Annotated in this window: 22 protein-coding genes and 1 riboswitch; of the genes, 4 read left to right on the top strand and 18 right to left on the bottom strand. The window is 61.6% G+C overall.

What is annotated here, in order from left to right; translation table 11 throughout:
* Positions 1-13: 13 nt before the first annotated feature.
* The 8 genes from FDG13_RS12035 to FDG13_RS12000 all read right to left on the bottom strand — a co-directional run bounded on the left by FDG13_RS12035 (position 14) and on the right by FDG13_RS12000 (position 9,749).
* The gene (locus FDG13_RS12035; RefSeq protein WP_180127949.1) at positions 14-1,114 is read right to left on the bottom strand and encodes a porin; all 1,101 of its coding nucleotides are present in this window, start codon (positions 1,112-1,114) and stop codon (positions 14-16) included.
* A gap of 138 nt (positions 1,115-1,252) precedes the next feature.
* Complete coding sequence (locus FDG13_RS12030; protein ID WP_180127947.1) at positions 1,253-1,999, bottom strand: ABC transporter ATP-binding protein; 747 nt, start codon at positions 1,997-1,999, stop codon at positions 1,253-1,255.
* A gap of 21 nt (positions 2,000-2,020) precedes the next feature.
* Complete coding sequence (locus tag FDG13_RS12025; RefSeq protein ID WP_180127945.1) at positions 2,021-3,817, bottom strand: ATP-binding cassette domain-containing protein; 1,797 nt, start codon at positions 3,815-3,817, stop codon at positions 2,021-2,023.
* Position 3,818: 1 nt separating this feature from the next.
* Complete coding sequence (locus tag FDG13_RS12020) at positions 3,819-4,856, bottom strand: branched-chain amino acid ABC transporter permease (protein ID WP_180127943.1); 1,038 nt, start codon at positions 4,854-4,856, stop codon at positions 3,819-3,821.
* A gap of 82 nt (positions 4,857-4,938) precedes the next feature.
* The gene (locus FDG13_RS12015) at positions 4,939-6,072 is read right to left on the bottom strand and encodes an ABC transporter substrate-binding protein (RefSeq protein WP_180127941.1); all 1,134 of its coding nucleotides are present in this window, start codon (positions 6,070-6,072) and stop codon (positions 4,939-4,941) included.
* 70 nt (positions 6,073-6,142) lie between these two features.
* Positions 6,143-6,928 (bottom strand): SDR family NAD(P)-dependent oxidoreductase, encoded by a 786-nt coding sequence (locus FDG13_RS12010; protein ID WP_180127939.1) that lies wholly within the window; start codon positions 6,926-6,928, stop codon positions 6,143-6,145.
* 80 nt (positions 6,929-7,008) lie between these two features.
* The gene (locus FDG13_RS12005; RefSeq protein ID WP_180127937.1) at positions 7,009-8,910 is read right to left on the bottom strand and encodes a feruloyl-CoA synthase; all 1,902 of its coding nucleotides are present in this window, start codon (positions 8,908-8,910) and stop codon (positions 7,009-7,011) included.
* Between the two features lie 56 nt (positions 8,911-8,966).
* Positions 8,967-9,749, bottom strand: a complete 783-nt coding sequence (locus tag FDG13_RS12000; RefSeq protein ID WP_180127935.1) for a crotonase/enoyl-CoA hydratase family protein — start codon at positions 9,747-9,749, stop codon at positions 8,967-8,969.
* 114 nt (positions 9,750-9,863) lie between these two features.
* Here FDG13_RS12000 and FDG13_RS11995 point away from each other — a divergent pair, with 114 nt between their 5' ends.
* Positions 9,864-10,727: an amidohydrolase family protein gene (locus FDG13_RS11995; RefSeq protein WP_180127933.1), complete on the top strand. Its 864-nt coding sequence runs from the start codon at positions 9,864-9,866 to the stop codon at positions 10,725-10,727.
* 38 nt (positions 10,728-10,765) lie between these two features.
* Here the strand turns inward: FDG13_RS11995 and FDG13_RS11990 are convergent, their stop codons facing one another.
* Positions 10,766-11,959: a PLP-dependent aminotransferase family protein gene (locus FDG13_RS11990; protein ID WP_180127931.1), complete on the bottom strand. Its 1,194-nt coding sequence runs from the start codon at positions 11,957-11,959 to the stop codon at positions 10,766-10,768.
* Positions 11,960-12,092: 133 nt separating this feature from the next.
* Here FDG13_RS11990 and FDG13_RS11985 point away from each other — a divergent pair, with 133 nt between their 5' ends.
* The 3 genes from FDG13_RS11985 to FDG13_RS11975 are packed head-to-tail and all read left to right on the top strand — an operon-like array spanning position 12,093 to position 14,375.
* A complete protein-coding gene (locus tag FDG13_RS11985) occupies positions 12,093-12,893 on the top strand; it encodes an HDOD domain-containing protein (protein ID WP_180127929.1) in 801 nt (266 codons plus the stop codon).
* A 4-nt stretch (positions 12,894-12,897) separates the two neighbouring features.
* Positions 12,898-13,536 carry an endonuclease III gene (gene nth, locus FDG13_RS11980; RefSeq protein WP_180127927.1) on the top strand — a complete coding sequence of 213 codons (639 nt, stop codon included), beginning with the start codon at positions 12,898-12,900 and terminating at the stop codon, positions 13,534-13,536.
* A gap of 5 nt (positions 13,537-13,541) precedes the next feature.
* The gene (locus tag FDG13_RS11975; RefSeq protein ID WP_180127925.1) at positions 13,542-14,375 is read left to right on the top strand and encodes an HDOD domain-containing protein; all 834 of its coding nucleotides are present in this window, start codon (positions 13,542-13,544) and stop codon (positions 14,373-14,375) included.
* Between the two features lie 15 nt (positions 14,376-14,390).
* On the opposite strand, the gene FDG13_RS11970 is transcribed toward FDG13_RS11975, so the two are convergent.
* The 9 genes from FDG13_RS11970 to cobO all read right to left on the bottom strand — a co-directional run bounded on the left by FDG13_RS11970 (position 14,391) and on the right by cobO (position 23,343).
* Positions 14,391-14,960 carry a histidine phosphatase family protein gene (locus FDG13_RS11970; protein ID WP_180128131.1) on the bottom strand — a complete coding sequence of 190 codons (570 nt, stop codon included), beginning with the start codon at positions 14,958-14,960 and terminating at the stop codon, positions 14,391-14,393.
* A 5-nt stretch (positions 14,961-14,965) separates the two neighbouring features.
* Positions 14,966-15,808 carry an adenosylcobinamide-GDP ribazoletransferase gene (locus FDG13_RS11965; protein WP_180127923.1) on the bottom strand — a complete coding sequence of 281 codons (843 nt, stop codon included), beginning with the start codon at positions 15,806-15,808 and terminating at the stop codon, positions 14,966-14,968.
* Positions 15,809-16,245: 437 nt separating this feature from the next.
* The gene (gene cobT / locus FDG13_RS11960; RefSeq protein WP_255435216.1) at positions 16,246-17,334 is read right to left on the bottom strand and encodes a nicotinate-nucleotide--dimethylbenzimidazole phosphoribosyltransferase; all 1,089 of its coding nucleotides are present in this window, start codon (positions 17,332-17,334) and stop codon (positions 16,246-16,248) included.
* Positions 17,335-17,380: 46 nt separating this feature from the next.
* Positions 17,381-17,572, bottom strand: a riboswitch (cobalamin riboswitch).
* Positions 17,573-17,592: 20 nt separating this feature from the next.
* Positions 17,593-19,101, bottom strand: coding sequence for a cobyric acid synthase (locus FDG13_RS11955; protein WP_180127919.1), 1,509 nt, complete (start codon positions 19,099-19,101; stop codon positions 17,593-17,595).
* Positions 19,098-20,120 carry an aminotransferase class I/II-fold pyridoxal phosphate-dependent enzyme gene (locus FDG13_RS11950; RefSeq protein WP_180127917.1) on the bottom strand — a complete coding sequence of 341 codons (1,023 nt, stop codon included), beginning with the start codon at positions 20,118-20,120 and terminating at the stop codon, positions 19,098-19,100. Before FDG13_RS11950 ends, FDG13_RS11955 begins: the two co-directional genes overlap by 4 nt.
* Positions 20,117-21,160: an adenosylcobinamide-phosphate synthase CbiB gene (cbiB, locus tag FDG13_RS11945; protein WP_180127915.1), complete on the bottom strand. Its 1,044-nt coding sequence runs from the start codon at positions 21,158-21,160 to the stop codon at positions 20,117-20,119. Before cbiB ends, FDG13_RS11950 begins: the two co-directional genes overlap by 4 nt.
* 5 nt (positions 21,161-21,165) lie before the next feature.
* The gene (gene bioB / locus FDG13_RS11940) at positions 21,166-22,203 is read right to left on the bottom strand and encodes a biotin synthase BioB (protein ID WP_180127913.1); all 1,038 of its coding nucleotides are present in this window, start codon (positions 22,201-22,203) and stop codon (positions 21,166-21,168) included.
* A 49-nt stretch (positions 22,204-22,252) separates the two neighbouring features.
* Complete coding sequence (locus FDG13_RS11935; protein WP_180127910.1) at positions 22,253-22,723, bottom strand: hypothetical protein; 471 nt, start codon at positions 22,721-22,723, stop codon at positions 22,253-22,255.
* Between the two features lie 50 nt (positions 22,724-22,773).
* Positions 22,774-23,343, bottom strand: a complete 570-nt coding sequence (cobO, locus tag FDG13_RS11930) for a cob(I)yrinic acid a,c-diamide adenosyltransferase (protein WP_180127908.1) — start codon at positions 23,341-23,343, stop codon at positions 22,774-22,776.

Here is a 23,343-nt window from a genome sequence, read left to right as displayed (position 1 = left end):
AAACGTCGTGCCCTCAGAACCTGTGGTTCACGCCAAACATCACACCCGTCTGGCTGCCACCAGCCGCCGGGTTGCTACCCGCTGCCCCCCCACTGACAGACACAGCAGACAGACTGTCATTCTGGATGGAACCCACCTGAGCATACAAGGTGGTTTGCTTGGACATCGCATACAGCGCCCGCACAGCCAGCAGATCGGCATCGTAGTTGCTGACATCCTTGTATTTCAGCATGGCATAGGTGCCGTCGATGGTCCAAGCCGGCGTGAGTGGGTAGGACGCACCCACATACCAAAGATTGCTTTTGGGTCTGATCGTGCTGCCGTCGTTGTCGCGGCGAATCAGGCCCACAGCCACTTTCGCGTTGGACAACTTCATGTAGCCATTCACCATCAAACGGCTGTCGGTTTTGTCGCTGGAGGTCAGGTTGGCCGCAGCCCAAGAACCCGCACCACCTTTCATGGTGTCATAACCCAAAGCGGCTCCCCAGCTTGGGGTGTCGTACTTCAGCATGGCGGACCACTCACGGCAAGCTGACGTGTCGGTACCACTTTCACCAGCACAACCGGTTGCAGCGGGGCTATTGCCATTGACAGTATCGCGGCCCAGGCTGTAGGTACCGCCGACGGTGACATTGCCAAACTTACCCTTGTAGGCGATGGAGTTGTCGATGCGGGAGTTGGGGATGTAGTTGTCCAGCGAACCAATGCCGTAGACCGACGGACCAACGATATCCGAGTCCAGGATGGACCAGAACAACATCGTCCATTGGCGGCCCAAGGTCACCGCACCCCAATCGCCGCTAAAGCCGACCGTGGACTGGCGTCCGAACAGGCGGCCACCCTGCCCTGAAGCGCCGGTATCCACACCAAACCCCATTTCCAAGGTGTAGATGGCGCTCAGGCCACCGCCCAGGTCCTCTTTGCCACGAAAGCCAAGGCGCGATGGAATGATGCCGGTGTTCGACGGCATGCGCGTGATGCTGCCACCGGCAGAGGCGACGTTACTCACGGACTCGATGCCAGCATCAAGCATGCCGTAGATGGTGACGCTCTGCGCATAAACGCCACTGGTCAAAACCAATCCACTCAAGGCGGCCCATTTAGAAATTGTCATGTTGTCTCCAAGGTAAAAAGAGTAGTTTTTGACCAAACAATTCCCTGAATGCTTGTTGTATTGGACAACTGAGTCTTTCAGCAAACTCGTCTCATTCGGTGAACGTGTTGGTCTCGCCTCTGCTGAAATCGGTGGGGGCTATACAGCCGCTGTGTCTTTTTTGCGCGCCGCACCCAGGTAGGTGTCAATCACGCGTGAATCGGTGGCCAGGTCTTTCGCCGGACCGCTCAGGGCAATCTCGCCCATCTCGAGCACATAGGCAAAGTCCGCCGTCTCCAGGGCGGCACGGGCGTTTTGCTCTACCAGCAGCGTGGTGACCCCAGTCTGGCGCAAGGTATTGATGGTGCGAAAAATCTCTTTGACCACCAGCGGGGCCAAGCCCAGGCTGGGCTCATCGAGCATCAACAGGCTGGGGAGCGACATCAAGGCCCGGCCCACCGCCAACATCTGGCGTTCACCCCCTGACAAGGTGCCAGCGGCCTGTTGGCTGCGCTCTTTCAGGCGTGGAAACAGCTGGTACACCACATCCATCTGATCGCGCCATTTGGGGTTGTTCAGGCGCACCTGGCGAAACGCACCGAGCACCAGGTTGTCCTCGACCGACATGCTGCCAAACAACTCACGTTTTTCCGGCACCAGGGCGATGCCAAGCATCACACGCTCTTCCAGTGACAAGCCATGGATCGGCTGGCCGTTGAAGACCAGCGCACCTTGTGCGGGCAAGACGCCCATCAAGGCATTCAAGAAAGTGGACTTGCCCGCCCCATTGGGGCCAATCACGGTGATCACACTGCCCTGGGGCGCTTGCAAGTCAATGCCGTGCAGCACCTCGGCACGGCCATAACCGGCGCGCAGGCCTGTGACAGTTAAAACAGGTGGGTTCATGGTGTGGCTTTCAAGCTGGGTTCAATGTTCCATGCCGAGGTAGGCGGCGCGCACCTTGGGGCTTTGTTGCACTTCTTCGGGGCTGCCCTCCATCAGCTTGGTGCCAAACTCCATCACCACGATGTGGTCGGTCACGTCCATCACCAGGTCCATGTCGTGCTCCACCAGCAAAATGCTCATGCCCTCGCTGCGCAATTGCCGCAGCACATCGACCAGCGCCTGTTTTTCCTTGTGGCGCAAACCTGCGGCGGGCTCGTCAAGCAGCAACAAGGCCGGGTCACTGCACAGGGCGCGGGCAATTTCCAGAAGCCGCTGCGGCCCCATGGCCAGGTTGCCGGCCAGTTCATGCATAGCGTGGCCCATGCCAATACGCTCGAGTTGGCGTGCCGCTTCGCGCAGCAGACTTTGCTCCTCGGCCCGGTCCAGGCGCAGCATCGACGACAAGGCATTTTTGTGGCCGCGCAGCTGGGCACCCAGGGCCACGTTCTCCAGCACCGTCATCTCGGGAATCATCTTGACGTGTTGAAAAGTACGACTCATGCCGCGCGCAGCGATCTCGCGCGAGGACAGGCCACTGATGGTCTGCCCGCGAAAATTGACCTCACCCGCGCTAAGGCCCAGCACACCGGTGATCAGGTTGAAGGTGGTGGACTTGCCCGCACCATTGGGGCCAATCAGCCCAACGATCTGACCCGCCTGGATGGAAAAACCAATGTCTTTCACCGCCACCAGGCCACCAAACTGTTTGCGGATATCTTTGACTTCAAGCACCAGATCACCTGGGGCGGGTTTGCTGCGCTCAGGCAGCGGGGCTGCGTTGTGCCAATCTTGCACCCGGGCCGGTTTGGGCAAAAAGCGACCGACCAGCGACCAGACCCCATCGGGCAGGTACTTCAACACCAGCACCAACACAATGCCAAACACAATCACCTCGTAACTGCCGCTGGTGCCCAGCAGTTTGGGCAGCAACACCTGCAACTCGTCTTCCAGCAGCTTGGTCATCACCGCACCACTGATGGCACCCCAGACATAACCGGCGCCACCGAGCACCGTCATGAACAGGTACTCAATGCCCATCTTCAGGCCAAAGGGCGACGGGTTAACCGAACGCTGAAAGTGGGCAAACAACCAGCCGGACAGGCTGGCAAACAGCGCCGCTATCAAAAAGATACCTACCTTGTGGCGTAAAGTATGGACCCCCATCGCCTCGGCCATCAAAGCACTGGCGCGCATCGCCTTGATGGCGCGGCCGGTGCGAGAGTCCATCAGGTTCAGCAGTGCAAAGGCCCCAAACAGCACCAAACCCCAGGCCAGCACAAAAAAGCTGCGCCCCTGGCTGACGTCCCAGCCCCACAAGGTGATCGCGGGCAGGCCCAAAATGCCGTCGTACTTACCCAAAGCGTCCAGATTGCCCATCAGGTAATACAGCGACAAACCCCAGGCGATGGTTGCCAACGGCAGGTAGTGGCCCGACATACGCAGCGTGACCCAGCCCACCAGCAAGGCGCTGATGCCAGTGATGAGTAAACCGGCCCATAGCGTGAGCCAGGGCGACCACCCCATATTGACGGTCAGATAGGCACTGGTGTAGGCGCCGATACCCACAAAAGCGGCCTGGCCAAACGAGGTCAGCCCACCAATGCCGGTGAGCAACACCAGGCCCAGAACCACTAGGCTGTAGAGCGCGATGTAGTTGAGCTGGGTGATCCAGAACTCGGGCACCGGGGACACCGCATACAGCAGCATGCCAACCACGACCAGCACACGCTGGATGTTGGCGTTGTGCGCCAAGTGTTGAAGTTGTGTGGTGAGCTGCATCTCAATGTTCCTCTGAGTGGCCGTCAGCGACCGAGCGCCAGAGCAGAATGGGCAGCACCAGGGTGAACACAATCACCTCCTTGAAGGCGCTGGCCCAGAACGAGCCAAAGGACTCGGCCAAGCCCACAAACAGCGCACCCAGCGCCGCCAGCGGGTAGCTGTGCAGGCCACCCATCACCGCCGCCACAAAACCTTTGAGGCCGATCAGAAAGCCGGAGTCGTAAAACACCGTGGTGGTCGGGCCAATCAACAGGCCTGACAACGCACCAATCAGCGCAGCCATGGCCAAGCTGGCCTGACCCGCACCATGGGTGGAGATGCCCATCAGCCGGGCGCCCAGGCGGTTCACCGCCGTCGCCTGCAAGGCCTTGCCGTACAACGTGCGGCTGAAGAACTGGTACAACAACACGATCAGGGCCAGCGAGGTCAACATGATGATGATCGCCTGCCCACTGATGACCAGCGGCCCGAGGTTCAGACGGGTGTCCCAGAACGAGGGGTTGCGAAAACCTTCGGCGCCAAAAAACAGCAAGCCCAGGCCCGTCAAGGCAAAGTGCACACCCACCGACACAATCAGCAACACCAGCGCGCTGGCATCGGCCAGCGACTGGTAGGCCAGCCGATAGACCAGCGGGCCAAAGGCGGTGACGATCGCCACCGTCAGCAAGGCCTGCACCAGCAAGGGCAACTGCTGGGGCGCCGCCCAGATCGCCAGACCAGACACCACAACCGGCGCGGCCAGCGTGACCAGCGCCGCTTTGGTGGCACGTTTGACATCGCCGCTGTGCTGCCAGCTCAGGCGGGCATCGAGCAGCGCAGCCAACCCCGCCATGATCAGCAGCAGCCAGACCGTGCCCGGCACCTTGCCCGTTTGGAAGATCGCCAGGGTGAGTGCGCCATAGGCGACAAACTCACCCTGGGGAATAAAAATGACACGGGTCACCGAAAACACAAGCACTGTGGCCAAACCCAGCAAGGCATACACCGCACCGTTGGTGAAACCATCAAGCATCAGAATGCTGGCAATTGAAAAGTCCATGACGACCTAGAAAAAATGAAAAGACAGCCCGGCACCACCCGGCTGGGAAAGCCTCCAGCCCTGCGAGCTGGAGGGCAACGACCTACTCAACCTTCCAGTCACCGTTGACCACCTTGAGCATCCCACCGGTTTCGTTGGTGTAACCCCAGTGGTCGTCCTTGGTCCAATTCAGCACCCCTTGGGAGATCACCGTGCGGCCCATGGTCTCCAGTGCGTCGCGCAAGGCGGTACGAAACTCCTTGGTGCCGGGTTTGGCTTTTTTGAGGGCGACCGGAATGGCTTTTTCCAGCACCATCTGTGCATCAAAACCATGGGCCGCAAACTGGTTGCGCGAGCCCGGGCCATAGGCTTTTTCATACTGCTGGACAAAGTCGACGGCCGGTTTTTTGGAGGGGTGGCTGTCGGGAAGCTGTTCGGCAATCACCGCCGGGCCAGACACCACATAGGCGCCTTCCACCGCTTTGCCACCCACACGCATCAGGTCGCGTGAAGCAGCCGCATGGGTCTGGTAAATCTTGCCCTTGTAGCCCCGGTCCACCACCGCCATCTGGGGCATGGCCGCGCCGCTGCCAGAGGCCACGATCAACATCGCATCCGGGTTGGCGGCGGTCAGTTTCAAGGCCTGCGCCATCACACTGGCATCGGATCGGGCAAAACGCTCGGTGGCCACCACCTTGATGCCGTTTTTGTCAGCCTCGGCCGTGAAGTCCTTGAGCCAGCTCTCACCATAGGCATCGGTGTAGCCCAGAAAGCCCACGGTTTTGACCCCTTGTTTTTTCATCAGGCTGACCATGGCGTGGGCCATGACGCTGTTGGACTGCGGCAGCCGAAAGGTCCAGCCGTCTTTGCCAGGCGGCAACACAGCGGGTGAAAACGCCAGCTGCACGGTGTCGGCCTCAGCCGCCACGGCCGCCATCGGAATCGCCACCGGAGTGGCGGCAGAGCCCATGATGAGGTCGGCTTTTTCTTCGGTGACAAAACGTTTGGCGTTCTTGACACCGTTGGTGGGGTCGGAGGCATCGTCCAGCACAATGAGTTTGACTTTTTCTCCCGCGATGCTGCTGGGCCAGAGCTTGAGTTGGTTGCCCAACGGGATGCCCAGGCCCGAGGCCGGGCCGGTCAAAGGCAGGCTCACACCAATGGTGATGTCGGCCAGGGCGGCACTGCTGAGCAGGGTGGCGGTCGCGGTAGTGATGAGGGTTTTGATCAATTTCATGGGTTTGTCTCCAAAGGGTCTGTTGTCAAGCTGAGGAAGAAAAGGCTGTTTTTGTTGTGCTGACGGGGGGTTAACGCGGTGCCAGGCGCAGTGCGCCGTCCAGACGAATCACTTCGCCATTGAGATGGCCGTTGGTCACGATGTGGGTCGCCAGCTGGGCAAATTCCAACGGTTTGCCCAAACGGGCCGGAAAAGGAATGCTGGCGGCCAGCGACTGCTGCACCGCTACGGGCAGTGTGGCCATTAAAGGCGTGGCAAACAGGCCCGGGGCGATGGTGCAGACCCGGATACCGTGCTGCGCCAGATCACGCGCCAGCGGCAGCGTCATGCCGACCACACCACTCTTGGACGCGCTGTAGGCTTCCTGACCCACCTGGCCGTCAAAAGCGGCTACCGAGGCGGTCAGCACCATGACACCGCGCTCACCGTCTTCTTGCGGCGCCAGCTTGGCACAGGCAGCGGCAAACAGGCGCGCCACGTTGTAGCTGCCCACCAGGTTGACGTTAACCACCCGCACAAAGTCTTCCAGTGGCGCGGCTGTGCCGTCTTTGGCAATGATGCGTTTGGCGGTGCCGATGCCGGCAATGCTCATCAGAATCCGGGCCGGACCATGGGCCGCTGTGGCCTGGTCCAGCGCCGCTTGCAGACTCTCGGTGTGGGTGATGTCGCACGGGCAGGCGATGGCGCGGCCGTCGCCATACGCTGCATTGATCGCGTCTGCAACTTGTTGGGCATGGGTTTGATTCACGTCGAGTACGGCCACGCGGGCACCCAAGCGAGCCAGCTCGAATGCAGTAGCTTCTCCCAGACCGGAGCCGCCGCCCGTGACGAGTGCAGCCTGTCCTTCCATCTTCATGCGGGTTTCCTTGGTTGAATTGCTTTATTTTTCATAGCTATAAGCGCTTGATTCATAAGGTTTAGAGGCACTTTTTATTGCTAATGGCTGGTCAATACTTGTTGCTGGTTCCTGTGCTTGCTTTGGACTGGCTGAGGTTTCAGGATGGTGGGCAGGCTGTCGTCATGCAACTGCGCCACAGTCTGGGCGCGGTGGGTCAAGACTGCCCGCTGGTTGATCGAGCCTTTGTCGGTGACCTCGCTGCTTTCAATGGTGGGAGGCTCGGCCAGCAGGCACAAACGGGCGATGTGGCTGGAACTGCCGGTAGCGCTTTTGGCCAGGTCATCCACCACCCGCTGAAAATGCGCCAGCACCGGCGCACTGGCCAACACCTCGGCCATGGATGCGTTGTTTGCCAGGCCACTGAGTTCCCGCACTTTCTGGGTCGGAAACACCATGGCGCCGACTTCCTTGAGGTTGATGCCGGTGAGCACCACGTCCTGGATGTAGGGGGCGCCAGCCGCGATGATCCTGGCTCGCAGCGGCCCGACACTGACAAAGGTACCGGTGGCGAGCTTGAAGTCTTCGGCAATACGGCCATCAAACTTCAGCCCCTGGTGCACATCGGTCTCGTCAATCCATTTGACCGCATCGCCCGAGCAAAAGTAGCCCTCTTCGTCAAAGTGCTCGGCGGTCTCGAACGGTGCACGCCAGTAGCCCGGCGAGATATTCGGCCCGCGGTAACGCACCTCGGTCTTGTCACCCACATCCACCAGCTTGAGCTCCACCCCGGGGGCTGGCACCCCGAGGTCCCCCGCCTTGATGTGGGGGTTGGTGACAATAATCGCAAACGGGCCGGACTCGGTCATGCCCAGCCCGGTGGTCATCACAATGCGCTCACCAATTTCCCGCTCTTGCGCCTCAAACAAGGCATCCCAGATTGGTTGTGCCAGAGAAGCTCCGGCGTAGAAAAACATCTGAACCCTCGACAGCAGGGTTTTGCGCAACTGGGCATCGGTCTTCATGGCGTTGGCGATCGCATCAAAACCGGTGGGCACGTTGAAGTACACCGTGGGCGAGATCTCACGCAGGTTGCGCAGGGTTTCCGCCATCAAGGCGGGCGTGGGTTTGCCGTCATCGATGTAGAGCGTGCCACCGTGGTAGAGCACCATACCGAAATTGTGGTTGCCACCAAAGGTGTGGTTCCAGGGCAACCAGTCCACCAGCACCAGCGGGGCCTGGGCTAACACCGGCATGGATTGCGCCATTTGCTGCTGGTTGGCGCACCACATGCGGTGGGTGTTGATCACCGCCTTGGGCAACTTGGTGGAGCCGCTGGTAAACAAGAACTTGGCGATGGTGTCAGGCCCGGTGGCTGACATGGCAGCATCCACCTGGTCGGTGACCGGTGTGGCCAGCAACTCGGCAAAGGTGGTGCTGCTGCGCCCTTCGATCTGGCCACGGGTCAAGACCACCTCCCGGTTGAGATCCACTTCGGCCAAAATCGCTTTGCCAAACTGCGTGGCATCGGCGGCAAACACCAAGCCCGGGGTCACCGTGCGCAGCACGTGGTGCAGCTTGCCAAAGTCCGAGCCGATGAGTGAATAAGCCGGCGAGGTAGGCACAAAAGGCACACCCGCCACCAGACAACCCAGCGACAACAAGGCATGTTCCAGGTCGTTGCCCGACAGGATCAGCACCGGGTGTTTGTCACTCAGATGGCGGTTGATCAGCGCCTGGGCAATGCTGCGTGCCGCCGCCCAGGCCTGTGCATACGTCACATGTTGCCAATCACCGGTTTGACCATCCGCCAGCCTGGTACGGCGCGCCAGAAACGTGCGGTCTGGTGCCACCTGCGCCCAATGTTTGAGGCGGTCCGTCATGCGTGCCGGGTAGTCTTGCAGCGGCTGTTCGGCACGCAGATAACGCACACCCGGCGCGCCGTCACGCAAGACAACACGGGTCACGCCAAACGTCAGAGGACGGTATTTTGCTGGGGTCATGTGGGGTCTCGCTCGGGTCTCGTTTTTTAGTTTTTTTGAGGTCAGCGGATGTGGACTCAGGCCTTCTGCACCTTGGCGGCCCGCCCTTCCAGAAAGGCCCGCACCCGGTCTTTGGCTTCAGGGGCACTCTGGGCAATGGCGGCCATCATGGCTTCGGTCATGAAGCCCTGGTCGGCGGGCTGGTCAGCAATCCGCGGCAACACATGGGTCAGCGCGAAATTGGTCATGGTGGCGTTGCTGGCAATACGCACCGCCAGCTCCAGCGCCTTGTCAAAGGCGGTGCCGTTGGGCACCAGGTACTGTGCCAGGCCAATACGCTCGCCGTCCTGCGCGTTGTAAACACGCCCGGTCAGCATCATGTCGGTCATGCGTGCGGTGCCAATCAGGCGCGGGATACGCACCGCACCACCACCCCCGACAAAAATGCCGCGTGAACCTTCGGGCAGCGCATAAAACGTGGTCTCGTCGGCCACACGGATATGGCAGGCACTGGCCAGCTCCAGGCCGCCGCCCACCACCGCACCGTGCAAAGCGGCCACCACTGGCACTGGGCCATACTGCACATGCTCCAGCGCGGCATGCCACATGCGGGAATGGAACACACCCTGGGCCGCATCGCGTTCTTGCAATTCGCTCAAATCCAGGCCGGCGCAGAAGTGTTCCCCTTCGCCGTCAATCACGGCAGCGCGCACACTCTTGGGCAGTTTTTCAAACAGATCACGAATCGCCAGGATCAGGCCGTCGTTGATCGCGTTGCGTTTTTTGGGCCGAGTCAGGCGGATCACGGCAACCTCGGAGGTGTCGCCGTAGAGTTCAAGTTGGATGTCTTTTTTGGTCATGGTCAGGGCTTTCGATGGCTGGATTATGGTTATTAAATATAATTACAATCAAGTGCTTTGACGGCCATTTTTCTAAGTGTTTCCCCTAGTTAGACAACATTTCAGGAGACTTTCATGGACTACAAAAACCTGGTTGCCATCGACATCCACACCCATGCCGAGGTGAGCTGCTGGAACCCGTTCGACAACTATGGTGAGGAATACGACCGCGCCGCTGACAAGTACTTTCGCAACAGCCGCAGGCCCACCATTGCGGAGACCATTGCCTATTACCGGGAACGAAAAATTGGCCTGGTGATGTTCACCGTGGACGCCGAGTCACAGATGGGCCGCAGGCGGGTGCCCAACGAAGAAGTGGCCGAGGCGGCCAAAGCCAACTCGGACATGATGATGGCCTTTGCCAGCATCGACCCGCACAAGGGCAAGATGGGCGCACGCGAAGCGCGCAAGCTGATTGAGGAGTACGGCATCAAGGGCTTCAAGTTCCACCCGACGGTGCAGGGTTACCACCCCTACGACAAGATGGCCTGGCCGATCTACGAGGTGATTGCCGAACACAAAATGCCCGCCATCTTTCACACCGGCCACAGCGGCATTGGCAGCGGCATGCGCTGCGGCGGTGGTTTGCGCCTGGCCTACAGCAACCCGATGCATCTGGACGATGTGGCGGTGGATTTCCCCGACATGCAGATCGTCATGGCGCACCCGAGTTTTCCGTGGCAAGACGAGGCCCTGAGTGTGGCCACGCACAAGCCCAATGTCTGGATTGACCTCTCTGGCTGGAGCCCCAAATATTTTCCGAAGCAGCTGGTGCAATACGCCAACACCCTGCTCAAAGACCGTATCCTGTTTGGTAGCGACTACCCGCTGATCACCCCTGAGCGCTGGATGAAAGACTTTGAGGATGCAGGTTTCAAACCAGAGGTGATGCCCGGGATTTTGAAAGACAACGCGGTGCGTCTGCTGGGCCTGGCCTGAGCGTCCACCAGGCCCCTGGGCGCCTCAAGCGCCTTGGCTTATTGACCCAACGCCAGCTTCAGACGACCAATACCTTCCTCGATTTTGGCCACATCGGCGGTGGCAAACGAGAGGCGCAGCGTGGCCAGATCCGGGTCATGTGCGTAAAACGGCGCGCCGGGCACAAAGGCCACCAGCTGCTCGATGGCGCGTTTGGCAAAGTCGCCAGCGTTGGCTGTTTTGCCCTTGGCACCGGTCAAACGGGCCCAGAAAAACATGCCACCTTGGGGTGCATTGAAGTCAATCGCATCACCCAGGTCACGCTTCAAACACTGCGCCATGACACGGGCACGCTCGGCGTAAGTCTTGCGCACCACCGCCAGCGTGCTGCCCAGCCGGTCCATCGTCAGGTACTGGGCGCAGATGGCCTGGGTCAGGTTGCTGGTGTGGGCGTCGCTGAACTGTTTACACATCACCGCCTTGGCCAGCAGCTCGGGCGGCGCAATCAGCCAACCCACGCGCAGGCCCGGGCTCAAAATCTTGCTGAATGAACCACAATGCGCCAGCCAGTCCCGGCTGCCGGGCACCTGGCTACTCAGCGCCAGCAGGCTCGGTGGTGGTGCGGCATCAAAGTACAACTCGCCATAGGGATCGTCCTCCACCACCAGCGTCTGGGTGCGCACGGCAATCTCCAGAATGCGTTTGCGCCGTTCCAAGCTCAAGGTGGCGCCGCTCGGGTTGCCAAAGGTCGGGATCAGGTAGACCAGTTTGGGCTGGTGTTCTTCAATCAGGGCTTCGAGTTTGTCCACATCAACGCCGTTGGCATCAATCGGTGCACCAATCACCTGGGCGCCATAGAGACGGAAACACTGAATGGTGGCCAAAAAGGTAGGCGCCTCCACAATCACCTTGTCGCCGGGCGAGATCATGCATTTGCCAATCAGGTCGAGCGCCTGCTGGCTGCCGGTGGTGACAACCAGCCCCTCGGGCGCCACCGTGGCGCCCTTGCCCGCCATGAAACCAGCAATGCCTTCACGCAGTGGGCCATAGCCTTCGGTCGCGCCATATTGCAGCACCGGGCCTGGGTTGTTGGCTAACACACTGGCACTGGCCTGGGCAATGCCTTCGGCATCAAACAGCGCCGGGTCGGGAAAACCACCGGCAAAACTGATGATGCCGGGTTTGCCCAACAGCTTGAAGAGTTCACGGATGGCAGAGGTTTCAACGTTCTGGAGGCGGTCGGCAAATTGCATGGCGCAAAACTTTCAGGAAATAGATGTCAAAAAATGATTCTGTGGCCGTGGCCGCCGCAGCTTGCGCCACTTGGCAACCCGTAATTGGGGTAAATTGTGACCGATATGCAAGCCACCGCTCACAGGAACACCGATGCACAGTCTTGATGCTTTTTTTGCCACGGTCAGGCTGCCCTCGATGCCCGAGGTGGCACATGGGCTGATTCAGACGCTCAATGACGACAACGCCAGTCTGCACGAAGTTCGTGACCTCATCAGCCGCGACCCGGCCTTGAGTGCGCGCCTGCTGCGTCTGGCCAACAGCGCCCAGTTTGGTTTGCAGCGTGGTGTGTATTCCATCGACGAGGCGATCCAGATGGTGGGGCTGGCGCAGGTGCGCGCGCTGGCCCTGAGCGCCTGCCTGAGTGATGCTTTCGAGCCGCTGCCGGGGCTGGATTTGCCAACCTTCTGGCGCCACAGTATGGCCTGTGCTACCTACGCGCAATGGCTGACGGCCCCATTGGAAATGGACAGCCAGCAGGCTTGGTTGACCGGCATGATGCTGCGCCTGGGCGAGTTGCTGATTGGCCAGGCCAACCCACAGGCGCTGGCCGAGATCGAACGCCTGCCCCATCCGCCCGGCGCCCGCTGGGAACGCGAAAAGCGCTTGATTGGTTTCTCGGAAGGACAGATCACCGCCGAGCTGGCGCGCCGCTGGAACTTTCCGATGCAGATCGTCCAAGCCTTGGAGCGTGCCTACGACCCGCTGGTAGAACAAGCTTTTTCGCGCTTGGGCGCGGTGGTGAACCTGGCCGGGCTGCTGGCCGACACGCCGGATGCAGACGCGCTGGCGGTAGATACCCTGCCCAACGACGTTGTCAACACCTTGGGGCTGGAGGTGCGCTGGATGAAAGCCACCTTCCCAGCGCCCGATACCTTTGTGCAGTTGCATTAAGCCCATGAAGCCCGCTCAAATTCAGACCTTTTTTGCCACCCTGGCCGCCGCCAACCCGCAGCCCCAGACCGAGCTGGAATTTGCCAGCGTGTTTGAGCTGCTGGCGGCGGTGTTGCTGTCGGCCCAGGCCACCGATGTCAGTGTCAACAAAGCCACGCGTAGCCTGTTTTTGGTGGCCAACACACCGCAGAAGATGCTTGACCTGGGCCTGGAAGGGCTGGAGGCTTACATCAAGACCATCGGCCTGTACCACAGCAAGGCCAAACACCTGCTGCAGACCTGCCAGATCCTGATTGACCAGCATGGCGGCCAGGTACCACGCACGCGTGAGGCGCTCGAAGCCCTGCCCGGCGTGGGCCGCAAAACCGCCAATGTGGTGCTCAACGTGGCCTTTGGTGAACCCACCATGGCCGTGGACACCCATATCTTTCGCGTCAGCAACCGCACCGGTCTGGCACCCGGCAAAACCCCGCTGGCGGTGGAACAAGCGTTGCTCAAACGCATTCCCCAGGCCTTCCTGGTCGATGCCCACCACTGGCTGATCCTGCACGGACGTTATGTGTGCCAGGCGCGCACACCGCGCTGCTGGCAGTGTGCGGTGGCACCCTGCTGCGACTTCTCTCCCAAAACCCAAAGCGGATAAACACCATGTCTCTGTCGGACCGTGCCCCGTTTGCCGACCTGACCAGCCTGACCCAATCGGTGGTGTGGCCGGTGATGCCTGAGGTCGGCCAAGCGCTGATCCAGACCCTGAACAACGACCAGGCCGACACCTTTGTGATCTGCCGCATCATCAAAAAAGACCCCACCCTGACCGCCAACCTGCTGCGTATGGCCAACAGCGCACTGTTTGGCCTGTCGGGCCAGGTCGACACCCTGGAGCGTGCCGTCAAGGTGGTGGGTTTGGCCAAGGTGCGGGCCCGCGCGCTGTCACTCTGTATGGCGCAAACCAGTCCGTTTCCGATTGGTATGGACCGCATGGCCTTCTGGCGTTACAGCCTGCGCTGTGCTGGTTACGCGCAGTGGCTGGCCGAGCTGTGTGAGGTGGACGACCAGGAGGCCTGGCTGTGCGGCATGCTGCTGCGCCTGGGAGACCTGAGTGTGGTGCAGGCCCGCCCGGATCTGCTGCAGGGGCTGGACACCCCTGGCATGACCAGCGCCGAACGCTGGCAGCTCCAGCGTCGTCTGGTCGGTTTTGACGAAGGTGAAGTGACCGCCGAACTGGCACAACACTGGGATCTGCCGCAGGCCCTGGTGCGCGGCCTGCGCCACTGTGCGCAGCCGCTGGCAGCGCCTGAGTTGTCACGGTTGGCCGCCGTGCTGCATCTGGCGGCGCGGCTGGCCGACAACAACGCGGTGACTTGCCAGAGTGCGGCAGAACTGCCCAACCTGCTGCTGCAGACCCTGGCACTGGACAGCATCACTCTGTTGGCCACCCAGCCCGATGCCAGCGCGGTGGCCGACGTGTCGATGTTTTTGTAGTTGAGGTGATCGACTTCAGGGTGCACCAGGCGCAAGACGGCCCGACGGCGGCAGTGACAACACCACACTCTGGCCAAAACCCGGCGCGGCCTGCGGCCAGTCTTGTGCCCGGTCTATACGCTGCACTCCTTGCGCCAGCAGGCTGGCCACCCGGATCACGCCCGCATGGGTGACCCAGACTGGCGCCGGATCTGCGACCAAAGCTTCTTGCCAAGCGCTGCTCACCCGCGCCATGACATCGGCCAGACTCTCAGCCCCGCCAAAACGGTGTTGCCAGAAGTCAGCTGTCCAGGTCTCATAGGCTGCCACCGGAATATCGGCCCAGGGCTGGCCTTCATAACAGCCAAAGTTGATCTCCGCCAGCCGGGCATCCGTGATACATGTCAGATCCGGCCTGAGCCCCTTGATCGTCTGGGCCAGTAGCTCGCATCTTTGTAGCGGCGACACCCACAACTGCCCACCGGGCGGCAAACCCGGCGCCAGGGTCTGCGCCGCCTGCTGGGTGGCGGCCATATCCGCTGGCACATCCAGCGCGCCGTAACACACTCCGGGCGCCACCAGCGGCTGGGCGTGGCGCAGCAGCATCAGGTTCACAAACTCACCGCCAGCCCGAGGTAAAACGCCAGTTCACACACCTGCTGGATGGCACCCAGGCAGTCGCCGGTGAAACCTTGCAGGCGACGCCAGAACCAGCGTGTCATCAGCCCCCAAGCCACCAGGGAAGCCAACAGCCCGTTGGCAAAAGCCAGCAGCAGGCTGTCTGTCTCCAGGTCAATCGCTATGAAGTCGGTAGCTATCTGACCATACATAGTAAGGGCTAGAGCCACAAAACACCATAAAAACCCGATCACCAGCGCACCCAGGCTGATCTGGTCTGCCAGCGGCTTGGACTTGGAGGTGGCGGTGTTACCCACGTGTGAGAGCAGCCGGATGGTCAGCAGCGGCCAGGTGCGCGACACCACATGCGCGACAAACAGCGCCACCACCATCAGCGGGCCACTGACGTCGCCCAGCAGGCCCAGCAGCGTCACCTTGGAGAGCAACGCCAGCACCACGGTGATGGCACCAAAAGCGCCCACGCGAGAGTCCTTCATGATGTCCAGCGCGCGTTGCCGGTCCGCACTGCCACCCAGGCCATCGGCCACATCGGCCAGGCCGTCCTCATGGAAGGCGCCGGTGATGAACACCGAGAGCACCGTGCCCAGCGCCGCCGCCACCAGCGGTGCCGAGCCGGTGGCAGGCAAGGCCATCAGCAAACCGGCGGTCGCTGCGGCCACCAGCCCGCCCACCAGCACCCCGACACCAGGAAAATGCCCGGCACTGGCACGCAGCATGGCAGGGCTGTAACCCACCCAGTCGGACAAACGCCCGGTGATTGGTATGCGGGTAAAGAACTGCAGGCTCAGCAGGTAGTGGCGAATGAATTGGGTCATGGCAAAGTCCAAGGTGACCTGAAGTGAAGAATTGTGCGGCAGTGGCAGATGCGCAAGCTGTGACACTGACCGTGGTTTAGGTTTGGGCTTCGATGAGCATCATGTCCACCCATGCCAAGGGTCGTGGGTAGGGCGGATGTCGAGGCCGATTTTAAAAAGCGAAGCGTCATGAGGCCTCGGCGTCCGCCCTGCCCGCGGCCCGGTTTATGCCTCGGACTGGTTGTTGGTATTCCTGCTTCCAAAAAGACAAACACCCTCAGCACGCGCAGGCGGGGACGGGCTCAAGGCCCGGGCCTCATGACGCTTCGCTTTTTAAAATCGGCCCAAACCTTGAGCCCATCCCCGCCTGGTTTTGTGGTGAGTGTTGCGCTGCCAATGGCCAGTGACCAAAGAAACAGCCCATGGTTCATGGTCAGCTTGCAGCGCAACACGCGTGATCACACGTTGGCGGTGGGTTTGTTCTCCTGCTCGGCCACACCAGCCGACGCAAAACTCGCCATCTCGCGCAACATGGTGCAGGCCGACTGCAGCAGCGGCCAGGCCAGCGCACCGCCCGAGCCTTCACCCAGACGCAAACCCAGGTTCAGCAAGGCTTGCACACCCAGATGCTGCAGCATGAACTCATGGCCGCGCTCACCGGAGCGGTGGGCAAACACACAACGCTGCAACACCAACGGCTGCAAGGCATGGGCCACCAGAATCGAACTGGTGGCAATAAAGCCGTCCACCACCACCACCCGGCGCTCGTGCGCGGCCTGCATCACCGCACCCACCATCGTGGCAATCTCCAGCCCGCCGATGGCGGCCAGCACTTCCAGCGGTTCGGTCACACCCGCATGGCGTGTCAACACCTCACGCAGCACCGCTGCCTTGCGTTGCACCGCCGGAGCGTCCAGGCCCGTGCCAGCGCCGGTGCAGACATCAATGTCCAGCCCGGTCAAGCGGGCCAGCAACAGCGACGCGGCCGAGGTGTTGCCAATGCCCATTTCACCGAGCAACACCGCGTTGCCGGGCAGGCTTTTGACGATGTCCATGCCGTTTTGCAGGGCCTGTTTGCACTGGGCGATGGTCATGGCGGGTTGCACCGATGCATCAGCGGTGCCACCTTCGGCACCCGCCACCTTGCGCACCATCAAACCCGGGCGTTGTGCCCCTGATGGCAAACCGGCCAGAAAGTCGTGGTCCACACCGCAGTCCACCACATTGAGCGCGATGCCGTTCTGTTTGGAAAACACGCTCACCGCAGCGCCACCGGCCAGGAAGTTCTCGACCATCTGCCAGCTCACCTCTTTGGGGAAGGCAGACACACCACGTGCCACCAGACCGTGGTCGGCGGCAAACACCACCATCTGTGGCTCGGTCAGCACCGGGTCGGTCGTGTCCAGGATCTGGCCGATCTTGAGCGCCAGATCTTCGATCCGGCCCAAGGAGCCCAGTGGCTTGGTTTTGTTGTTGATTTTGGCCTGCAGTGTGGTGGTCAGAGCAGGCGAAGAGATGTCCGTCAGGACGGGAAGAGTGGTATTCAAAGCAGTCCCCTGTGCGTGAATGGTGGAGGCGCTGCCCGGCCTTGCAGCACCCATAACAACATCAGGCCGGTCTTCTGGCTTGGCGTCATCTGCCCCGTCACACCTTCCCGGCTTGGCAGCCAGTGGTTATTTGTGAAGGGCATCAGCCTTACAGCGTTGGGCACGCGACGGATTCACACCGTCTTCCCGATTCTCCCGAGACCATAAGCCTGCGGGCACCTGAAGCGCAGAATCATAGCAGCCCGTGCAGGCCTGTTTTCAGCGCACCAGGCTGTCGAGCGCACCCGGCTCAAAATGGGTTTCAACAAAGTCGGCCATGCGCTCAAACACGGTTTCCAGCGTCGGCACCGGGCCACTCAGGCGCGCGCCAAACAGGGCTTGCAGCGCTGCCGGGTGTTCCATCAAGCCGTGCAGGTAAATGCCCAGAACATTGCCCGCCGCGTTTTGCCAGCCCAGGCCATCGGGCAGCACCGCATGCGCCACGTCACCGGCCTGCGCCATCGCCGGGTGTTGGCTGGTCTGGCCATGGTGGATTTCGTAGCCGGACACCGACACACCCGCCAGCGCAGCCCAGGGATTGGCCGCAGCGCCCGTTGGCTGGCCCACCATATCAGTAGCAAAGCGGGTGTGGGTGTGCTGCACCGTCTTGGCCATGTCGAACTGCGTCACCAGCGGCAACAGGCCCAGACCGGGCGCGTTGCCGTCGATGCCATGGGTGTCAATCAACGCCTCACCGAGCATCTGCAAACCACCACACACGCCCAGCACCGCCCCACCCCGCGCGGCATGCTGGGCCACGGCAGCGTCCAGCCCTTGAGAGCGTAACCAGGCCAAATCAGCGCTGGTGCTCTTGGACCCTGGCAGCACAATCCAGTCCTGCACACCCAGGCCCGCCAGTTCGGTCGGTGAACGCACCCACTTCAGACGTAAACCTCGGATGTTCTTGAGCGGCTGAAACTCGTCCAGATTGCTGATGCGCGGGTAAGCCACCACAGCCACCGTGAGGTTCACCGAACCTTTGGCGACCGAACGATCATCAAACACACCGTCTTCCTCGGGCAGGCCGTGTTGCCACCACATCGGCAGCGTGGCCACGGTCGGGATGCCGGTCAGGTCTTGCAGCATCTGCGGCGCTGGCGCCAGCAGGCTGGCGTCGCCACGGAACTTGTTGAGCACAAACCCCCGGAACAGACCACGCTGTTCGGGCGGCAGCAGCGCCCAGGTGCCATACAGATGGGCAAACGCGCCACCGCGGTCGATGTCGGTGACCAGCAGGCAGGCCGCGTTGCAGTGCTGCGCCACCCGCATGTTGACGATGTCGCTGCCCGAGAGGTTGATCTCGGCGGGCGAGCCAGCGCCCTCGATCACCACCACATCGTTCTCGGCGCGCAGGGCGTCCAGCGCGGCGGCAATCTGCGGCCAGACCTTGAGGCTGCGCCCGCGCCAGGGCAAGGCGGTCAACTCGGCGCTGACCTCGCCCATCAGCACCACCTGGCTGTGGGTGTCGGCCTCGGGCTTGAGCAGCAGCGGGTTCATCCGCACATCAGGCACCGCCTTGGCGGCAAGTGACTGGAAATACTGGGCAGAGCCGATCTCGCCCTGGCCGTTGTCAGAGGCAACCACCCGAGCGTTGTTGCTCATGTTCTGCGCCTTGAACGGGGCGACTTTGAGGCCTAAACGTGCATAGTGGCGACACAGTGCGGTGGCCAGCCAGCTTTTGCCGGCACCGCTGGTGGTGCCCAGGACCATGATGCATTTGGCGGTCATGTGGAGGTTTCCAAAATCGTTGTTGTTGTGTTGGTCTGCGCGCCCGCCAGCGCGTCCTGCGCCTGCGGCGCCAGCACGCCCAGCCGATACCAGCCGGGCAGGCCAAAGGAGGTGGCATCGCGCAACTTGATGCCGTGCTGGCGCAGAGTCGCCAGATCCATCGGCACAGGTGGCCGGGCGCAGAAGTAGTTGGCTTCGCTGGGCGCCACTTGCCAGCCCAGCTGTTGCAACAGGTCGATCTGCCGGGCTTTCCAGTCGCGCAAACGTGTGAGGCTGTCGGCCAACCAGGCCTGCACCTCAGGCATCACCCAGGCTTGCAACAAAGCCACGCCGTGGGCACCAAGCACCCAGGATGGCGCCATCAGCTTGAGTCGCTCAATATCCAGGGATTTTGGGCCTCCAGCCCTTTTTAATAAAGGGCTAGGCGCTATCAAATACGCTGCACGTACACCGGTCAGGCCGAGTGCTTTGTTGGGGGTGAACAGCTGCCAGACCTGGTCCAGCTGAGCTGCGCTCAAAGACGCCTCGCCGCTGAGCCGCAGTGGGGCATAGGCACGGTCTAGCACGGTGAGCCGTGCGCGGTCCAGAAACCAGTGGGCGTGGGGCTGCCCCAGGGGGCTCGACGGCTCGCAGGCCCAGCACAAGGCATCCGTCGGGTCGTCGCCACGCAACAACCCCCAGGCCTGAGCGGCGCGGGCGTAGTCACCGTAGTGGTGGTCGGGCAGATGCACGCTGCTCACACCCTGTTGCTGCGCCCAGGCCGTGAGCCGAAAGATGGCTTCGCTGGCGCTGCCCGCCAGCAGCACCCGCTCGGGCACCACCCTATGAAAAACCGCCAGGTTCTGGCGCAGTGTCGTGTAGGCCGGGTCGGGGTAACGGCTGGAGTCTGCCGCCTGCACCGCTGCCAGCGCTTGCGGACACGGGCCACAGGCGTTGCTATTGGTCGAAAAATCAAAACGCGCCGCACCCAGGGCGTCGACGCCGCCGTGGGTCCAGGGGGTGTCTGGTGTGCGTGTCATGAAAGAATGTTCGCTCTTAAATAAAGAGCCAGCAGTGCAACAGGTATCAGGGCTAGCAGCACTTTTGATGCATAAACGATGGCTTGGCCGGTGTGCCCGGCCAGCGCATCCTCGCCCCCGGGGTTGAGCACATACACACCCGGTTTGGCCAGATGGATGTTCAAAGCCAGCGCCATTGCAGCCATCGGCCAGCCGCTGTTGGGAGATGGGGTTTTGATGGCCTCACGGCGCAGCTCACGCCAGCCCACACCACAGGTCAGGGCCAGCAGTAGCCCGGTCAAACGCGCAGGCAACCAGTTCAGCACATCATCCACCCGTGCCGCCCATTTGCCGGCCCACTCCCAATTCTGGCCTTTGTAAACCCCTTTGTAGCCCCACATCGCATCCGCCGTGTTGGCAAAACGGTAGGCCACCGCGCCGGGCAGGCCCAGCAGCACAAACCAGAAGATCGGCGCCACCACCGAGTCGTTCAGGTTTTCGGCCAGCGACTCGATGGCGCTTTCGCGTACTTGGGCGTCGCTCAAGGTGCTCGTGTCGCGGCTGACCAGCCAGCTCAGACGTTCACGCCCGGCAGCCAGCGACTGCGACAAGGCGCCCTCCACCGCCAACACCTCACTCTGGAGCATGGCCCAGGCCAGCATCGGTTTGAGCAACACGGCCAGCAGAACCGCCGCCACAGTCGCTGCCAGCCAGTCGGCCATGGCTTCCCCCGCGACTGCCACTGCCACCCAGCGCCCGACCGCCCAGACAGACTGCTCCAGCCACACGGCCGCTACGCTAAACAGAGCTACACCCCCAATCCAATAAAGGGCTCCGAGCCAAAAAGCCTTGTAATCTGCAGCCTCTTCACGCGCTGCCAGCGACGTGTTGCCCACCACCACCGGCACGGCCGAGCGCAAACCCCGTTGCAAGCGTGCCCCAGCCCAGCCTAGGTAATTGCCCATCCACACCACCGGGTGCAAGCGTACAGGTGGCTCGCCGAACCAGCGGTCAACCAGCAAAGCCAGCAGCAGGGCCAAGGCGGGAACGAGCAAACTCATGCTTATCAAGCTCTGGGCAGTGGTTTGCCGGTTTGCAGCCCCAAACGCGCCAGCAGGGCCTGGTCTTCACTGCCCAGCGGGTTGTCGGTGGTCAGCAGCTTGTCGCCGTAAAAAATCGAATTGGCACCGGCCACAAAACACAGGGCCTGCACCGCGTCGCCCATGCTCTGGCGCCCGGCCGACAGGCGCACCCGCGCCATCGGCATGGTGATACGCGCCACCGCGATGGTGCGCACAAACTCCAGCGGGTCCAGGTCAGGCTGGTCGGCCAGCGGGGTACCTGCCACCTTGACCAGGTGGTTGATCGGCACTGACTCTGGGTACGGCGACAAATTGGCCAACTCGGCCACCAAGCCAGCGCGCTGCAAGCGCGATTCGCCCAGACCGACGATGCCGCCGCAACAGACGCTGATGCCCGCCTCACGCACCCGCGCCAGGGTGTCCAGCCGGTCCTGGTAGTCGCGGGTGGAGATGATGTCGCCGTAAAAATCGGGCGCGCTGTCCAGGTTGTGGTTGTAGTAGTCCAGCCCGGCGTCGCGCAGGGTCTGGGCCTGGCCGTTCGACAACATGCCCAGGGTGGCGCAGGCTTCCAGCCCGGTGGCTTTGACGGTGCGCACCAGTTCGGCCACCGCCTCGATGTCGCGGTCTTTGGGGGCACGCCAGGCGGCGCCCATGCAGAAACGGCTGGCACCGGCTTCTTTGGCGGCCAAGGCGGCGCTGCGCACGGTCTCCACCCCCATCAGTTTGCTGGCCTGCACACCGGTGTCAAAGTGCACCGACTGCGGGCAGTAGCTGCAGTCTTCCGGGCAGCCGCCGGTTTTGACCGACACCAGGGTCGCCAGTTCGATCAGGTTCGGGTCAAAGTGGGCGCGGTGCACCGTCTGGGCCTGGAAGATCAGGTCGGAGAACGGCAGCTCAAACAACGCAGCCACCTGCTCCACCGTCCAGACCGGTTGGCCAGAGGCGGGGCGCTCAGGGTGTTGGTCCAGGCAGGCGTGAAAGTGCAACGGGCTGGTGGTGAAGTCAGTGGTGGTTTGGGTCATGGGATTTGCAAAAAAGTTGTTCAAAGAAAGCCGTCACGGGGCAAAGCCACTACCGCGCCGCCGAAACCACGTCATGCGCGTGGGCGTCTGGCTCGGGTGGGGCACAATTTTTCATCATCTCGTGCCAGGCCTCGTTGAAGTTGTTCTTGATGAAGGTCCGGGTGTGGGGCACGGTGCAGCGTGAGCAGTCCAGATGCGCCACACCCTGGTAGACAAAACGGTCGGACTTGGTGGAGTGGATGGCGCACTGGCTTTTGACCAGGATGTCCTCTGCATCGCGCACCCCTTCATCGTTGAAGCGAAAAAACGGACAGGCGCACATGTAACAGTTGAGGTAGGCGATGCTGTGGCACTTTTTGCCCTCGGCATACAGCAGGCAAAAATCCGGCTCCTTGGCCAGCATGTTGCTGAACTCGAAGTAATCCATGATCTGCTCAGAGGACAAGCCGTCCTGCTTGAGCCTGTCCACAATGCTGCGGTGCTTTTGGTCGTGGTCCAGGAACCAGGTGATGTAGTTCATGAGCTTGTGTCCTGCTGAAAAAGCAGCGCCTATTGTGTTTCAGTCGTCGCTCAGTCTTCAATCCCACGCTGCGCCGGCACACCGGCCTGAAACGCGTGTTTGACCAGGGTCATCTCGGTCACAGTGTCGGCCAGCGCAATGATCTCAGGCGGGCAGCGCCGCCCGGTCAGCACCACCGTCACATCCTTGGGGCGATGGCGCAGCGTCTGCAACACATCGTCCAAAGGCAGCCAGCCGTAGATCAGCGGGTAGGTGATCTCGTCGAGCGTGACCATGAAGTAGTCACCGCTTTGGATGGCGGCTTTGGCTTTGACCCAGCCGTCACGCGCCAGCTGGGCCGAGTGTTCCAGGTCCTGGCTTTTCCAGCTGAAACCGTCGCCCAGGCCTTCGATCGGAATACCTAGTTGCTCAAACATCCGGTGTTCACCAAAACGCGCCGTGGGCACTTTCATGAACTGGAAAATTTTCACGGCTTTGCCGCGGCCATGCGCGCGGAGCGCCAAGCCAAAGGCGGCGGTACTTTTGCCTTTTCCGTCGCCGGTATTGACGATGATCAGACCACGGCGTTCGCCCTCGGGTTTTTCGTAGCGCTTGTCGGTGGGGGGTGTTTCGGTTTGCAT

The organism is Rhodoferax sp. BLA1 (assembly GCF_013416775.1).
GTDB lineage: Bacteria > Pseudomonadota > Gammaproteobacteria > Burkholderiales > Burkholderiaceae_C > Rhodoferax.
The sequence above is the reverse complement of the archived record's forward strand: the minus strand, read 5'-3'. Positions and strand labels throughout refer to the sequence as shown.

Bases quoted from the DNA above. Each gene is read 5' to 3' on its own strand.
- FDG13_RS12035 (WP_180127949.1), bottom strand. From the start codon at position 1,114: ATGACAATTTCTAAATGGGCCGCCTTGAGTGGATTGGTTTTGACCAGT.
- FDG13_RS12030 (WP_180127947.1), bottom strand. From the start codon at position 1,999: ATGAACCCACCTGTTTTAACTGTCACAGGCCTGCGCGCCGGTTATGGC.
- FDG13_RS12025 (WP_180127945.1), bottom strand. From the start codon at position 3,817: ATGCAGCTCACCACACAACTTCAACACTTGGCGCACAACGCCAACATC.
- FDG13_RS12020 (WP_180127943.1), bottom strand. From the start codon at position 4,856: ATGGACTTTTCAATTGCCAGCATTCTGATGCTTGATGGTTTCACCAAC.
- FDG13_RS12015 (WP_180127941.1), bottom strand. From the start codon at position 6,072: ATGAAATTGATCAAAACCCTCATCACTACCGCGACCGCCACCCTGCTC.
- FDG13_RS12010 (WP_180127939.1), bottom strand. From the start codon at position 6,928: ATGAAGATGGAAGGACAGGCTGCACTCGTCACGGGCGGCGGCTCCGGT.
- FDG13_RS12005 (WP_180127937.1), bottom strand. From the start codon at position 8,910: ATGACCCCAGCAAAATACCGTCCTCTGACGTTTGGCGTGACCCGTGTT.
- FDG13_RS12000 (WP_180127935.1), bottom strand. From the start codon at position 9,749: ATGACCAAAAAAGACATCCAACTTGAACTCTACGGCGACACCTCCGAG.
- FDG13_RS11995 (WP_180127933.1), top strand. From the start codon at position 9,864: ATGGACTACAAAAACCTGGTTGCCATCGACATCCACACCCATGCCGAG.
- FDG13_RS11990 (WP_180127931.1), bottom strand. From the start codon at position 11,959: ATGCAATTTGCCGACCGCCTCCAGAACGTTGAAACCTCTGCCATCCGT.
- FDG13_RS11985 (WP_180127929.1), top strand. From the start codon at position 12,093: ATGCACAGTCTTGATGCTTTTTTTGCCACGGTCAGGCTGCCCTCGATG.
- nth (WP_180127927.1), top strand. From the start codon at position 12,898: ATGAAGCCCGCTCAAATTCAGACCTTTTTTGCCACCCTGGCCGCCGCC.
- FDG13_RS11975 (WP_180127925.1), top strand. From the start codon at position 13,542: ATGTCTCTGTCGGACCGTGCCCCGTTTGCCGACCTGACCAGCCTGACC.
- FDG13_RS11970 (WP_180128131.1), bottom strand. From the start codon at position 14,960: ATGCTGCTGCGCCACGCCCAGCCGCTGGTGGCGCCCGGAGTGTGTTAC.
- FDG13_RS11965 (WP_180127923.1), bottom strand. From the start codon at position 15,808: ATGACCCAATTCATTCGCCACTACCTGCTGAGCCTGCAGTTCTTTACC.
- FDG13_RS11955 (WP_180127919.1), bottom strand. From the start codon at position 19,101: ATGACCGCCAAATGCATCATGGTCCTGGGCACCACCAGCGGTGCCGGC.
- FDG13_RS11950 (WP_180127917.1), bottom strand. From the start codon at position 20,120: ATGACACGCACACCAGACACCCCCTGGACCCACGGCGGCGTCGACGCC.
- cbiB (WP_180127915.1), bottom strand. From the start codon at position 21,160: ATGAGTTTGCTCGTTCCCGCCTTGGCCCTGCTGCTGGCTTTGCTGGTT.
- bioB (WP_180127913.1), bottom strand. From the start codon at position 22,203: ATGACCCAAACCACCACTGACTTCACCACCAGCCCGTTGCACTTTCAC.
- FDG13_RS11935 (WP_180127910.1), bottom strand. From the start codon at position 22,723: ATGAACTACATCACCTGGTTCCTGGACCACGACCAAAAGCACCGCAGC.
- cobO (WP_180127908.1), bottom strand. From the start codon at position 23,343: ATGCAAACCGAAACACCCCCCACCGACAAGCGCTACGAAAAACCCGAG.